The 13031-nt window shown below is 73.9% G+C and carries 2 protein-coding genes and 24 pseudogenes; 11 read left to right on the plus strand and 15 right to left on the minus strand.

The window, feature by feature from the left end; all coding sequences use genetic code 11:
- Window positions 1–427: 427 nt before the first annotated feature.
- From UK94_RS43295 to UK94_RS73055, 7 pseudogenes are all read right to left on the minus strand, one after another.
- Window positions 428–485, minus strand: a pseudogene (locus tag UK94_RS43295) (hypothetical protein); the annotation flags it as partial.
- A 1-nt stretch (window position 486) separates the two neighbouring features.
- A pseudogene (locus tag UK94_RS07475) lies at window positions 487–1528 on the minus strand (MFS transporter); the annotation flags it as partial.
- Window positions 1525–3564, minus strand: a pseudogene (locus UK94_RS43300) (DEAD/DEAH box helicase); the annotation flags it as partial. The pseudogenes UK94_RS43300 and UK94_RS07475, both read right to left, overlap by 4 nt.
- Before the next feature lie 42 nt (window positions 3565–3606).
- Window positions 3607–3905, minus strand: a pseudogene (locus UK94_RS43310) (DEAD/DEAH box helicase); the annotation flags it as partial.
- A gap of 32 nt (window positions 3906–3937) precedes the next feature.
- A pseudogene (locus UK94_RS43320) lies at window positions 3938–5851 on the minus strand (helicase-related protein); the annotation flags it as partial.
- Between the two features lies 1 nt (window position 5852).
- A pseudogene (locus UK94_RS43325) lies at window positions 5853–6163 on the minus strand (DEAD/DEAH box helicase); the annotation flags it as partial.
- 1 nt (window position 6164) lies between these two features.
- Window positions 6165–6276: pseudogene (locus UK94_RS73055) on the minus strand (hypothetical protein); the annotation flags it as partial.
- A 191-nt stretch (window positions 6277–6467) separates the two neighbouring features.
- Between UK94_RS73055 and UK94_RS07485 the strand changes: the two are divergent.
- The 11 genes and pseudogenes from UK94_RS07485 to UK94_RS43370 form a co-directional block, all read left to right on the plus strand.
- Window positions 6468–6656: pseudogene (locus tag UK94_RS07485) on the plus strand (DUF3046 domain-containing protein); the annotation flags it as partial.
- 167 nt (window positions 6657–6823) lie between these two features.
- Window positions 6824–7153, plus strand: a pseudogene (locus UK94_RS43330) (DNA recombination/repair protein RecA); the annotation flags it as partial.
- A 1-nt stretch (window position 7154) separates the two neighbouring features.
- Window positions 7155–7268, plus strand: a pseudogene (locus UK94_RS43335) (DNA recombination/repair protein RecA); the annotation flags it as partial.
- A 1-nt stretch (window position 7269) separates the two neighbouring features.
- Window positions 7270–7312: pseudogene (locus UK94_RS43340) on the plus strand (hypothetical protein); the annotation flags it as partial.
- Window position 7313: 1 nt separating this feature from the next.
- Window positions 7314–7641: pseudogene (locus tag UK94_RS43345) on the plus strand (DNA recombination/repair protein RecA); the annotation flags it as partial.
- A gap of 1 nt (window position 7642) precedes the next feature.
- Window positions 7643–7864 (plus strand): annotated as a pseudogene (locus UK94_RS43350) (DNA recombination/repair protein RecA); the annotation flags it as partial.
- Window positions 7865–7867: 3 nt separating this feature from the next.
- On the plus strand, window positions 7868–8470 hold the full coding sequence (gene recX, locus UK94_RS07495) for a recombination regulator RecX (RefSeq protein WP_011606792.1): 603 nt from the start codon (window positions 7868–7870) through the stop codon (window positions 8468–8470).
- 920 nt (window positions 8471–9390) lie between these two features.
- Window positions 9391–10261, plus strand: a pseudogene (locus UK94_RS43355) (Rnase Y domain-containing protein); the annotation flags it as partial.
- A gap of 1 nt (window position 10262) precedes the next feature.
- Window positions 10263–10373 (plus strand): annotated as a pseudogene (locus UK94_RS43360) (hypothetical protein); the annotation flags it as partial.
- A 1-nt stretch (window position 10374) separates the two neighbouring features.
- Window positions 10375–10499 (plus strand): annotated as a pseudogene (locus tag UK94_RS43365) (hypothetical protein); the annotation flags it as partial.
- 1 nt (window position 10500) lies between these two features.
- Window positions 10501–10992 (plus strand): annotated as a pseudogene (locus tag UK94_RS43370) (HDIG domain-containing protein); the annotation flags it as partial.
- A 71-nt stretch (window positions 10993–11063) separates the two neighbouring features.
- Here UK94_RS43370 and UK94_RS43375 read toward each other — a convergent pair.
- The 8 genes and pseudogenes from UK94_RS43375 to UK94_RS43405 all read right to left on the minus strand — a co-directional run.
- Window positions 11064–11263 (minus strand): annotated as a pseudogene (locus UK94_RS43375) (amino acid ABC transporter permease); the annotation flags it as partial.
- Window positions 11264–11277: 14 nt separating this feature from the next.
- Window positions 11278–11981: pseudogene (locus UK94_RS07505) on the minus strand (amino acid ABC transporter permease); the annotation flags it as partial.
- Window positions 11978–12095, minus strand: a pseudogene (locus UK94_RS43380) (amino acid ABC transporter permease); the annotation flags it as partial. The pseudogenes UK94_RS43380 and UK94_RS07505, both read right to left, overlap by 4 nt.
- A 1-nt stretch (window position 12096) precedes the next feature.
- Window positions 12097–12411 (minus strand): annotated as a pseudogene (locus UK94_RS43385) (ABC transporter permease subunit); the annotation flags it as partial.
- A 1-nt stretch (window position 12412) separates the two neighbouring features.
- Window positions 12413–12477 (minus strand): annotated as a pseudogene (locus UK94_RS43390) (amino acid ABC transporter permease); the annotation flags it as partial.
- A gap of 1 nt (window position 12478) precedes the next feature.
- Window positions 12479–12598: pseudogene (locus tag UK94_RS43395) on the minus strand (amino acid ABC transporter permease); the annotation flags it as partial.
- Window positions 12599–12700: 102 nt separating this feature from the next.
- Window positions 12701–12960, minus strand: a 260-nt coding sequence (locus UK94_RS43400) for a transporter substrate-binding domain-containing protein (protein ID WP_235486895.1), incomplete at its 5' end; no start/stop codon positions are given.
- 1 nt (window position 12961) lies between these two features.
- Window positions 12962–13031 (minus strand): annotated as a pseudogene (locus UK94_RS43405) (hypothetical protein); the annotation flags it as partial.

Below are 13031 nucleotides of genomic sequence, written 5' to 3' on the forward strand. Positions count from 1 at the left end.
GACCTCCGTCATGCGCTCTCTGCCATCCGTCGTCCACCTTCCGTCGTTCGACTCCTTGCGTCACCTGTCGCTGTGGTCCCGGTCCCGGTCCCGGGAACGGGACCGGTCACGGCCGGGGTGCGCGTGCCGGGCTGGGCGAGCGGTGTCGCGGTAGCCGCCGGGCGACCACGATCGCGCCGAACAACCCGACGCCGACCGTGAGGCCGAAGGCGACCGCGAGCCCGGTGTCCGGCGCGCCGGTCCTCGCCTGGCTCGCCGCGACCGCCACCCCGCTCAGCCCGGCGCCGAACGCAGTGCCCAGGTTGTCGCTGAGGGCCACCGCGGTGCTGGCCATCCCGTGCCGGTCGGGCGGCGTCTCGCCGAGGACCAGCGTGACGACGGTCGAGTACGACAGGCCGATGCCGATCCCGGCGACTCCCCAGCAGGNGATCGGGACGGCCAGCGGCACGCTCGCGGGCAGCAGCACGGAGGCGAACCCGCCCGTGNCGAGGGCGACCAGGCCGAGTCCTGCCCCGATGAGCTCCCGGTACGACCGGCGCTCGGCGAGTCGGGCCTGCGTCCAGGAGCCCGCCGTCCAGCAGAGCGTCGCCGTCGACACCGCGAGTCCCGCCGTCGTCGTCGACGCGTGCCGCACCGCGGTGATCGACAGGGGCACGAAGGTGTCCGCCCCGAAGAAGGCCCAGGTCAGTAGGCCTCGGGCGGCCACGGCGGCAGGGACGCCGGGACGCAGGCGCAGGGTACCGGCCGGCAGCAGCCGGCGCAGTGGGCCGAGACCGCAGGCGATGCCGGCGGCGATCAGTGGCAGGCCGGACGGCGAGCGGTTCGTCAGCCCGGCCAGGACGAGGCCGGCGCCGCCGCTGATCCGCACCGCCGCGACGATCGGGATCCGGACGTGCCCACCGGCCGGTCGCCCCGGCAGCGCGCGCAGCGCCCGGACGGGGATGCCCCCCGCGGCGACGGTCAGCGGCAGCAGTCCGCCGAAGACCCAGCGCCAACCGGCGTGGGCGGCGATCAGGCCGGCCAGCGCCGGCCCGCCGAGGCCCGGCACCACCCAGGCGGTGGAGAGCACCGCGAACACCCGGGGTCGCAGCTCGGCGGGGTAGACGCGGCCGATCGTGGCGTAGGCGATCGCCGGGATCGACCCGCCGCCGAGGCCCTGCAGCCCCCGGCCGACGACGAGCAGGCCCATCGTCGGCGCCAGCGCGGCGAGCAGCAGCCCGGCGCAGAAGAACAGCAGCCCGACCGCGAACGGGCGGGCCGGCCCGGTCCGGTCGGCGCCGGCACCGGCCAGCACGATGCCGACCGTCGTGCCGAGGAAGAACGCGCTGGTCGCCCAGCCGTACAGGCCGAGGCCGTCGAGATCGGCGGCGACGTCCGGCAGCACCGTGACCACGGCGAGGGCCTCGAACGCGACCAGCGTGATGATCGTGACGAGACCGACGGTCAGCGCCCTGACCCGGTGGTCCCACAGGGATCGCACCGCCGGCCCGCGCCCGCCCTCCTCGCGGGCGCCGATCTGGTTGGTCAAGCCCGCAGCCGCAGGCCACGCGGCGTCGGATGGAAGCCGGCGCGTTCGAGGGCCGCGCCGAGGCCACTCGCGGCGATCGGCTCCCCGTCGGCCTTCTCCACGGTCAGCCGGCCGAGTGAGCCGTCCACGACGGCGCGGGCCAGGGCTTCCACGGCGGTCCCGGTGAGGCGCTCGTCCGCCGTCCACGACAGCAGGGACCGTCCGCCACGCTCCACGTAGAGGACCAGTTCGCCGTCGACGAGGACGACCAGGGCTCCCGCCTTCCGGCCAGGCCGGTGCCCGGCCGCCGTGTCCGCTCCCGGTCCCGGCCGCTCCGGCCACGGCAGTGCGGCACCGAAGGGGTTGGCCGGATCGGTGGCGGCGAGAACTACCGCCGCGGGGCCGCCGCCGGCCCGACCCGTCGCGGATCCGGGCCGGCGGGGATCCGCTCGCGCCCACAGGCCCCCGTTCTCCGCCGAGGTGCCGGGGGCGGACCCGATCGCAGGCGGTGCCCAGGACGGGACCTGGGCCGCGTCACGCTGCGCCGCGGCGATCGCCCGGAGCCGATCGACCGCGCCGGGCACGGCGAACTGGGCGGCGCCCAGTGACTCGACGAAGTAGCCGCGCCGGGCCCGGCCCGCGTCCTCGAACGCGCTGAGCACCCGGTAGACCGCGGCGAAACCGCCGGGCGGCCGCTCGCTGGTCACCGCCCCCCGGGTGACGATGCCGTGCCGGTCGAGCAGTGCCTCCGCGAGCGCGTGGCCACGGCGGGTGGGGTCCTCGTCGCGTTCGGGAAGCAGCGACCACCGGCCGGCCGCGGTGGGGGGACCGGTCCGCCGCGGCAGCGTCGGCCGACCGTAGCGGGACTGCCGCGGCCGCGGGGGGCGCCGCCGCGCCGCGCCCGCGGCGGTACCGCCGGTGGCACCCAGGGCCACGCGCAGCGGTGCGAGGGTGTCGTTGGTGATCAGGCCTGCCCAGACGAGATCCCACAGGGCCGCGGTCAGGGCGGTGTCGTCGAGCGCGCCGACCCGGTCCGACAGGGCCCGGAAGAACAGCGCCGCGCCGTCCGCGAGGGCGTCGAGGATCGCCGCGTGCGGCTGCCCGGCGGCGGCGTCGAGGTCGGCCGCGGGCAGCAGGAGGGCGGCGGCGTCGGCGGTGACCAGGGTCAGCCAGCCGTCGCCGCCGGGTAGACCGCCGGCGCCTGCCCAGTGGACCTCGCCGGCGGAGCACAGCTCGTCCAGCATCGCCGGGGAGTAGTCGGTGACCCGGGCCGGCAGGACGAGCTGCTCCCAGGCACTCGCCGGGATCAGGGCGCCCTGGAGCTGCTCGACGGCCCGCAGCACGCCGTCGACCCCCCGGCCCCGACCGCTGGTCACCTCCTGCCAGGCGGGCAGGAAGGCGCCGAGTGCCCGGGTCGGCACGGCCTCGACCTCGCGGCGCAGCGCGGCGAGGCTGCGCCGGCGCAGCGCGCGCAGCACCCCGCCGTCGCACCACTGCAGGCCCGTGCGCTCGGGATGTAGCTCGCCGCGCACCAGCCGGCCCTCGGCGGCCATGGTCTCGAGTACCCCGACGACGACCGCCGTGCCCAGCCCCAGGCGCCGCGCGGGCTCCTCGGCGTCGAACGGCCCGTGGGTGCGGGCGTAGCGGGAGATGAGATCGCCCAGCGGGTCGCGCACCGGCTGGGTGAACGCCTCGGGCACTCCCACCGGCAGGGGAACGCCGAGGGCGTCGCGCAGCCGGCCCGCGTCCTCGACGGGCACCCAGCGTTCCTCCCCGGCGATGCGCACGCGCAGGATCCGGCGATCGTGCTCCAGCTCGGCGAGCCAGGCCGGGGTGGCCCCCCGGGCGAGGGCCTCCGCCGTGGTCAGGTCGCCGACGATGCGCAGCAGGTCGGCGACCCCCTCGGCGTCGCGGGCGCGCCGCTCGGGAGCGAGCCGGGTGAGCTCGGCGGTCACCTGGGCCAGCGCGGCGGGATCGATCAGCTCCCGTAGGTCGGCCTCGCCGAGCAGCTCGGCGAGCAGCGAGCTGTCCAGCGACAGCACCTGGGCGCGGCGTTCNGCCAGCGGCGCGTCGCCGTCGTACAGGAACGCGGCGACGTNGCCGAACAGCAGCGACGAGGCGAACGGCGACGGGGACGCCGTCTCCACCTCGACCACCCGCAGCGATCGGGCTGCCACCTCGCGCATGAGCCCGACCAACGCCGGGGTGTCGAACACGTCCTGCAGGCATTCCCGCATCGTCTCCAGCACGATCGGGAAGTCGCTGAACGTGGCGGCGACGGTGAGCAGCTGGGCGCTGCGCTGGCGCTGTTGCCACAGCGGGGTCCGCCGGCCGGGGGTGCGCCGCGGCAGCAGCAGGGCCCGCCCGGCGCACTCGCGGAACCGGCTGGCGAACAGGGNGCTGCCGCCGATCTCCGCCCGCACGATCGCNTCGATCTCGTCCGGCTCGAACAGGGCGAGATCTGCGCCCGGCACCTCCGCCGCGTCCGGGATCCGGGCGACGATGCCGTCGTCGGTGTGCATGATCTGTACCTCGGTGCCGTACCGCTCCCGCAGCCGCGCCCCGAGCGCCAGGGCCCAGGGGGCGTTGACCGGGGCGCCGAACGGCGAGTGCACCGCGAGGCGCCAGTCGCCGATCTCGTCCCGGAACCGCTCGACGACGATCGTCCGGTCGTCCCCCAGATGCCCGACGGCGGCCCGCTGCTCGTCGAGGTAGCGCAGCAGGTTCGCGGCGGCCCAGTCGTCGAGCCCGGCGGCCCGCATCCGCTCGGCCGCCGCCGGCGCCGGCAGCCGGCCGACCTCGCGCAGGAAGGCCCCGAGCGCGCGGCCGAGCTCGGCGGGCCGACCGGGGGCGTCGCCGTGCCAGAAGGGCAGCCGGCCGGGGCGGCCCGGCGCCGGGGTGACCAGCACCCGGTCCGCGGTGATCTCCTCGATCCGCCAGCTCGACGAGCCGAGCAGCACGACATCGCCGACCCGCGACTCGTAGACCATCTCCTCGTCGAGCTCCCCGACCCGGCTGGCCTTCTCCCCGATCAGGAACACGCCGAACATGCCCCGGTCGGGGATCGTTCCGCCGCTGGTCACCGCAAGCCGCTGCGCGCCGGGCCGGCCGTGCAGGATGCCGGTGGCCCGGTCCCAGGTGATGCGGGGGCGCAGCTCGGCGAAGGCGTCGGAGGGGTAGCGCCCGGCGAGCATGTCGAGCACGGCCTCCAGAACCGACCCCGGCAGGGACGCGAAGGACGCCGCCCGCCGGACCAGCACGCCGAGATCGGCGACGGACCAGTCGTCCATCGCCGTCATCGCCACGATCTGCTGGGCGAGCACGTCGAGCGGGTTGCGTGGAGCATGGACCTCCTCGATCGCCCCCGCCCGCATCCGCTCGGCGACGACGGCACTCTCGAGCAGGTCCCCGCGATGCTGCGGCAGGACGACGCCGAGGCTCGTGGCGTCGACCTGGTGACCGGCGCGCCCGACGCGCTGCATGCCGGCGGCCACGCTCGGCGGTGAGCCGATCTGGACGACGAGGTCGACCGCGCCCATGTCGATGCCCAGCTCCAGGCTGGAGGTCGCCACGACCGCCGGCAGCCGCCCGGCCTTGAGATCCTCCTCGATGAGCAGCCGCTGCTCGCGGCTGACGCTGCCGTGGTGGGCCCGCGCGACCTCCGGCCACCCGGCGGCGGTGCCGCCGCCCTGGCCGGCCGCGCCCATCATCGCGGCCGGGGCCAGGCGCGCCGGGGGTGCGCCGGCGCCGTCGGAACTGGCCGCGGCCGGGCTCGACTCCGGCCCGTCGGCAGCGGCCGCGGCCTCGACCAGCCGGTCGGCGTAGAGCTCGTTCAGCCGTGCGCACAGCCGCTCGGCGAGCCGCCGCGAGTTGGCGAACACGATCGTCGACGAGTGCGCCAGCACCAGGTCGAGCACGCGCTCCTCGACCGCCGGCCAGATCGACGCCCGGGGCGGGGCGGCCGCGGCGGAGCCGTCCGCCGGCGCGTCGACGAGCGGCTCGCCCAGCCGGGTCATGTCCTCCACGGGGACCACGACCTCGATCTCGAGGGTCTTCGCCGCCGGCGGCCGGACCACCTCCACCGGGGCCGCCCCACCGAGGAAGCGCGCGACCTCCTCGACCGGGCGCACCGTGGCCGACAGGCCGATCCGCTGTGCCGGCCGGTCCAGCAGCGCGTCGAGGCGCTCCAGACTGAGGGCCAGGTGGGCGCCGCGCTTGGTGCCGGCCACCGCGTGCACCTCGTCGACGATCACCGTGCCGACTCCGCGCAGCGCCTCGCGGGCCGCGCTGGTCAGCATGAGGAACAGCGACTCCGGCGTGGTGATCAGGATGTCGGGCGGACGGNTCCCGAAGCCGCGCCGCTGGGCGGCCGGGGTGTCGCCCGAACGAACCCCCACGGTGATGTCGGGCTGGGGCAGGCCGAGGCGCTGCGCGGCACCCCGGATCCCCGCCAGCGGGGCGCGCAGGTTGCGTTCCACATCGATGCCGAGCGCCTTGAGCGGGCTGATGTAGAGCACCCGGCACCGGCGCGTCGGCTCTGGCGGCGGCTGCGACCGGGCCAGCGTGTCCAGGGACCACAGGAACGCGGCGAGGGTCTTTCCGGAGCCCGTGGGGGCGACGACCAGCGCGTTGCCGCCCCCACGGATCGCCTCCCACNCACCGTGCTGGGCGGGCGTCGGGGCGGCGAAGGCCGCGCCGAACCAGCTCCGCGTCGGCGCGGAGAACGGCGCGAGCGGATCCGGCTGATCGGTGGGGCTGCGACTGGGCACGTCGTCCAGTCTGCGACGCGGCACCGACAGATTCCGGCGGCCGCGGTCCGTCGGGCTCGGGAGTCCGGCTGTGGGCCGCCCGGTTGCGCCGGGTGCGTTCGGGTCCGGCGGCGCCCGCCGAGAGGGGGACCGATCGCCGCGGCGGCGGTTGACCCGACCCTTTCCGGCCGGTGCACACTGGTGAGGTGAGNCTGACCGAGTTCTGGGCGAAGATGGACATACGGTTCGGTTCGGCCTACGCGGAGTCGTTTGCCCGCGATCATGTGCTCGCGGGGCTCGGCGGCGCGACGGTGGAGGCGGCCCTGGCCCGCGGTGACGACGCCAAGACCGTGTGGCGGGCCGTGTGCGACGAGTTCGACGTGCCCGCCCGGGAGCGCTGAGCGCGCCGATCGGCGTGTCGCCGAGNCGTCGAACGCCTGTTCGGCTAGAGTTATCCCCATGNGGGCACTTATCCACAGATCACCCCCGGCCCTCGAAACTGTCGGACCCACGGCCTAACGTCACCTCCGTGGCCAAGAATCGACGACCTCAGCATGGAGTAACCCCAATGGCGGCAGGACTCGACCGTGACAAGGCGCTGGACAATGCCCTGGCGCAGATCGACAAGGCGTTCGGCAAGGGATCGGTCATGCGATTGGGGGACGACACCCGGCCGCCGATCCAGGCCATCCCCACGGGCTCGATCGCGCTGGATGTCGCGCTCGGTATCGGTGGCCTTCCGAAGGGCCGCGTCATCGAGATCTACGGCCCGGAGTCGTCCGGGAAGACGACCGTCGCCCTGCACGCCGTGGCGAACGCGCAGGCGGCCGGCGGCATCGCGGCGTTCATCGACGCCGAGCACGCCCTCGACCCGGAGTACGCCGGGAAGCTCGGGGTCNATATCGACAACCTGCTGGTCTCCCAGCCGGACACCGGTGAGCAGGCGCTTGAGATCGCGGACATGCTGGTGCGGTCCGGTGCGCTGGACATCATCGTCATCGACTCGGTGGCGGNGCTGGTCCCGCGGGCCGAGATCGAGGGTGAGATGGGCGACAGCNACGTCGGCCTCCAGGCCCGGCTGATGTCGCAGGCCCTGCGCAAGATGACGGCCGCGCTGGCGAACTCCGGCACGACCGCGATTTTCATCAACCAGCTCCGCGAGAAGATCGGCGTCATGTTCGGTTCGCCGGAGACCACGACCGGTGGAAAGGCGCTGAAATTCTACGCGTCGGTGCGCCTCGACGTCCGCCGTATCGAGACGCTCAAGGACGGCACGGAGGCCGTGGGTAACCGCACGCGAGTCAAGGTGGTGAAGAACAAGGTCGCCCCGCCGTTCCGGACCGCCGAATTCGACATCGTCTACGGCGGTGGTATCAGTCGCGAGGGNTCCCTCATCGACATGGGCGTCGAACACGGCATCATCCGCAAGTCCGGTGCCTGGTACACCTACGACGGCGACCAGCTCGGCCAGGGCAAGGAGAACGCCCGGTCGTTCCTGCGGGACAATCCCGACCTGGCCAACGAGATCGAGAAGAAGATCAAGGAAAAGCTCGGCATCCTGCCCAGCGTCGAATCCGACGCGGTGGCACCGGTCCCCATCGACCTCTGACCGATGGTGGGAGCCGGTCGGCGCGACGCCGGCCGCCGTCCGGCCGCCGGCACCGACGCCGCAGGCGATCCCGGTGCCGGTCGGCCGGCCGATCCGGTCGTCGTCGCGCGGGAGATCTGCCTGCGCCAGCTGGCGGCGCGGGCGCGTAGCAGGGCCGAACTGGCCGCGACCCTGCGCCGTCGAGGCGTGACCGACGACGTCGCCGCGACGGTGCTCGACCGACTGACCGCAGTCGGGCTCGTCGACGACAAGGCCTTCGCCGCCGCCTTCGTGTCCTCGGCGCGTACCCACCGCGGGCTGGGTCGGCAGGCACTCGCCGCGGAGCTGCGTCGGCGGGGAGTCCAGCCGGACGTGGTCGAGGGGGCCACGTCCGCTCTCGCCGCGCAGGACGAGGAGGACGCGGCCCGGGATCTGGTCCGGCGCCGGTTGCGATCGATGGACCGGCTGCCCGAGCAGGCGCGGACGCGACGGCTGCTGGCCATGCTCATGCGGCGGGGCTATCCGGCCGAGCTCGCGATCCGGGTCGTGCAGGAGCTGGTCGGCGCCGGTACCGAAGAGGAGGAGCCGCCGACGTGGGACGACGGCGACCTCGGCCCCTCCGCCTGAGCTCTAGCGGGAATTCCGCCTGTTGTCAATGTGACGAATTTCTTGACCGGAGAATGTGACCCGTCTTATTCTCCCAGAAAGGTGACAGGATCCTCCGCGGGGACGCGGTGACGATAGCTCGTTCAACTTCACAAGGAGGCAGCCGCCGCGAGCGGGTNTCCGAGTCGCCATGNCGGGATGGGCCATCTCTGTTGATGGTCTGCTCCAGCTTGCCGCCATGGGCTTCTTATCGTAATGNTGGAGTCCGCGCTGCCCCTCCACGGCTGATCGCGCCGGGTCGTGGGTCCTTCGCCGCTCCGATCCAGCCCGCCTGGGCGGGTCCGACGATAGCGGAGGGAGCAGCGGTGGACGGCGTTCTCGTCATCCTCTTGTCGCTCGTTCTCCTCGTGCTCGTCGCNCTTATCCTCGCCGTGGCGTGGCTGGCGCGCACGGCGCGGGGGGACCGGCATTACGGCGCCGCGACACGCGCAACCCGGAGCTCCTCGGGTATGGCGGCCTCCGTCGACGCGCTTGCGCTCGACGACGACGACGGACCCGCGGTGCGGGTACTGCCCCCCGTCCGGCCCGCGGCCGAAGGCGAACGGCCGGCGGGTGACGCTCCCGGTGCGGCCTACGGCGAGTCAGCGGCCGCACCGGACGCCGGCCTCGGCTCCCCGGCCCCTCGGGCGCCCCACCACGATGCGGCCGCCGCGCCGGAGCCCGGGGCGGCGATCGGTGGTGCACCCACGCCGGCCGCCGGATCACCCGCCGACGCGTCGGATACGGGCCGGATCGCCGAGACGGTCGACACGGGGACGGTCCTCGCCGTGGCGGCCGTCGCCGACACGCCTAGCCGGGTTGCCGCGACGGAGGACACATCGCTCGAAGCGCCATTGCGGGAGTCGGCGTTGCGGGAGTCGGCGCCGGGGGAGTCGGCGTCNGTGCGACGGGCGGCCGAGCGCGAGGCGGCGCAGATCGTCGCTCGGGCGGAACGTGAGGCCGCGGAGCGACTCGCCCGGGTTGAGCGGGAGGCCGCGGAGATCCGCCGACGCGGCGAGGACGAGGTCGCCTCGCTGCGTAACCAGGCTCGTGCCGAGGCTGCGGCCGACGCCTCCCGCGCGGAGGCCGCGGTACGCGACGCGGCCCGCGTCGAGCTGGAGGCCGCCCGGGCCGAGATCGCCACGGCCCGGACCTCCTTCGAGGAGGAGCTGCGGGTCCGGCGGGCCGAACTGCGCGGCCGGGAGGAGGCACTTGCGGCCCGGGAACAGCGAGTCGAAGAGCGCACCGCCGGTCTGGACGAGCACGCCAGCCGGCTCGCCGGGCGTGAGCAGGACCTGCTCGACCGGGAGGACGAGCTGGCCCACAGGACGGCGGAGGCGGCCGACGACGAGGCCGCCCGGCAGGCGGCGCTGGAGCGCATCGCCGAGCTCACCGCGGTCCAGGCCCGGGCCGAGCTCGTCTCGACCATCGAGCACGAGGCCCGCCGCGAGGCTGCCCTGCTGGTCCGTGAGATCGAGGCGCGGGCCGAGGAGGAGGGCGAGGAACGCGCCCGCCGAATCGTGACCACGGCCATCCAGCGGGTCGCCTCCGACCAGACCACCGAGTCCGTCGTCACCGTGCTGCACCTGCCGGGCGACGAGATGAAGGGCCGGATCATCGGCCGCGAGGGGCGCAACATCCGGACCTTCGAGTCCGTCACCGGGGTGAACGTGCTGATCGACGACACCCCGGAGGCGGTCCTGCTGAGCTGCTTCGACCCGGTGCGCCGGGAGATCGGCCGGATCACGCTCGCGGCGCTGGTGTCCGACGGGCNCATCCACCCGCATCGCATCGAGGAGGAGTACGCGCGCGCTCAGGTGGAGGTCGAGGAGCGCTGCGTGCGCGCCGGCGAGGACGCGCTGCTCGAGACCGGGATCTCCGAGATNCACCCCGAGCTGGTCACCCTGCTCGGGCGGCTGCGTTACCGCACCAGCTACGGCCAGAACGTGCTCGCGCACCTCATCGAGAGCGCTCACCTCGCCGGGATCATGGCCGCGGAGCTGCGGATGGCNCTGCCCCTGGCGAAGCGCGCGGCGCTGCTGCACGACCTCGGCAAGGCGCTGACGCACGAGGTCGAGGGGTCCCATGCCCTCATCGGCGCGGACGTGGCCCGCCGCTACGGGGAGTCCGAGGAGGTCGTGCACGCGATCGAGGCGCACCACAACGAGGTCGCGCCCCGCTCGCTGTGCGCCGTGCTGACCCAGGCGGCCGACCAGATCTCCGGCGGCCGGCCGGGGGCGCGCCGCGACAGCCTGGAGTCGTACGTGAAGCGGCTCGAACGGATCGAGCAGATCGCCGGTGATCGCCCGGGGGTCGACCGGGTGTTCGCGATGCAGGCGGGCCGGGAGGTGCGGGTCATGGTCGTCCCCGAGGAGGTTGACGACGTCGCCGCCCACCTGCTCGCCCGCGACGTCGCCCGGCAGATCGAGGACGAGCTCACCTACCCGGGTCAGATCCGGGTGACCGTGGTCCGGGAGACCCGGGCGGTGGGCACGGCTCGCTGACCGGGCGTCCCGTCGGCCCGCTGACCGCGCGTCCTGTCGGATCGCTGGACCGGGCGCCCGGTCGGGACGGCTCAGGTCAGGGTGCCACCCGAGCCGCCCTGCTCGGGCACCGCTGCCGCCGGCGGGGCGCCGGCGGCCGTCGCGGCGTCCAGGGGCAGCTGCGCGTGCCCGCCGCCGAGCCGGCGGTTCTGCCGCCGGTCGAGCCACCGGGCCAGTGCCGACAGCAGGCTGTTGGTCACGATGTAGATGACCGCGATCGCCGTGTAGATCGNCAGGGCGTACCGNCTGCCGAGGAACTCCACGGCGCCGCGCCCGGAGCGCAGCAGCTCGCTGTAGGCGATGACGAAACCGAGGGAGGTGTCCTTGAGCAGGGTCACCAGCTGACTGATCAGGGTCGGGCTCATCCGCCGGACCGCCTGCGGGAACTGGATGAGCCGGAAGACCTGCACCGGCCGCAGCCCGAGCGCCGCGGCGGCCTCGGTCTGCCCCCGGTCGATCGAGGCGATCCCCGCCCGGAAGATCTCGCTGATCACCGCCCCGTTGTAGGCGGTCAGGCCGAGCACCAGGGCCCAGAAAGCCGACAGCTTCCAGCCGAGCGCCGGCAGCCCCAGGTAGGCGAACAGGATCAGCATGAGCACCGGCAGGCTGCGGAACAGCTCGACCACGGCGGTGGCGGGGATGCGCACGGCGCGGTGCCGCGACATCCGCGCCATCGCCAGCGCGACGCCGAGGACCACGGCGAAGACCATCGCCGTCAGCGCCGCACGCAGCGTGTCGAGCAGGCCGTTCCACAGCAGGGTCCGCAGGTCTGGCTGGTCGACGAACACGCTCCACAGCTCGCCGTCGAGCTGCCCGTGGTCCGCCAGCCGCAGCAGGGCCAACGTGATCAGCCCGGCGATGACGGCGAGCGCGACGATGCTGGAGATCAGGATGCGCCGCCGGCCCCGGGGGCCGGGCGGATCCGCCAGGACGATCGGCGTGCCGCTCATCGTGCCCTCGCCACCCGTCGTTCGGTCAGGGCCAGTGCGCCCGCCAGTGCCAGGGTGAGGATCAGGTAGGCGACCACGCCGCCGAGCAGAACGGCGATGACCGAGTCCGGGTTCNCCGTCGTCAGCCGTTGCACGACCCCGGTCAGCTCCTGGACGCCGAACGCCGCGGCGATCGAGGTGTTGCGGATCAGGGCGCTGATCACGCTGCCGAGGGGCTGGAGCACGTTGCGGAACGCCTGCGGCAGCACGATCATCCGCAGTGACTGGGTGAAGGTCAGGCCGAGCGCGCGGGCGGCCTCCGCCTGACCGAGGTCGACCCCGTTGATGCCCGAGCGGACCGCCTCGCAGACCAGCGCTCCGTGATAGATCGACAGGGCGACCACCGCGAAGGTGAAGTAGGAGAACACGATGTCGACCTGCGGCAGGACGANCACGACGAAGAAGAACACCACTGTCAGCGGGGTGTTGCGGACGATCTCCACGTAGGCGGTGCCGANCCAGCGCAGGGGAGGCACCGGCGAGACCCGCATCGCCGCGAGCGCGGTGCCGAGGATCAGCGCCGCGATCGCCGCGAACAGGCTCAGGCCCACCGTGCGGCGGAATCCCTCGGCGAAGATGTCGAGGTTGTCGAAGACGGCGTCGATCGCGAAGCTCCCTCGTGCGGTGGAACGCCTGGTCGCGGTGACCGGCGGAACCAGCCGATCACCGCGACCGGTGGGTCAGGAGGTGTAGCGGTCGACGGGCGGCGGGGTCGGGGTGTTGGGCTCGACCTTCCCGACGGTCGAGCTGAACGCCTTCGCCCAGCGGCCGTCGGAGTACGAGGCCTCCAGCGTGTCGTTGATGAACGTCCGGAAGGCCGTGTCGCCCTTCTTGATCCCGATGCCGTACGGCTCCTTCGTGAAGGTGCCGCCGACGAGCTTGAAGGCGTCCGGATCCTTGTCGATCAGGCCGAGCAGGATCACGTTGTCGGTCGTGACCGNGTCCACCTGCCCGTTCTTCAGCGCGTCCGCGCACTTGCTGTACACGTCGAACAGCACCAGCTGGGCGGCC

It is taken from the genome of Frankia sp. AvcI1 (assembly GCF_001420875.1).
Lineage (GTDB): Bacteria > Actinomycetota > Actinomycetes > Frankiales > Frankiaceae > Frankia > Frankia alni.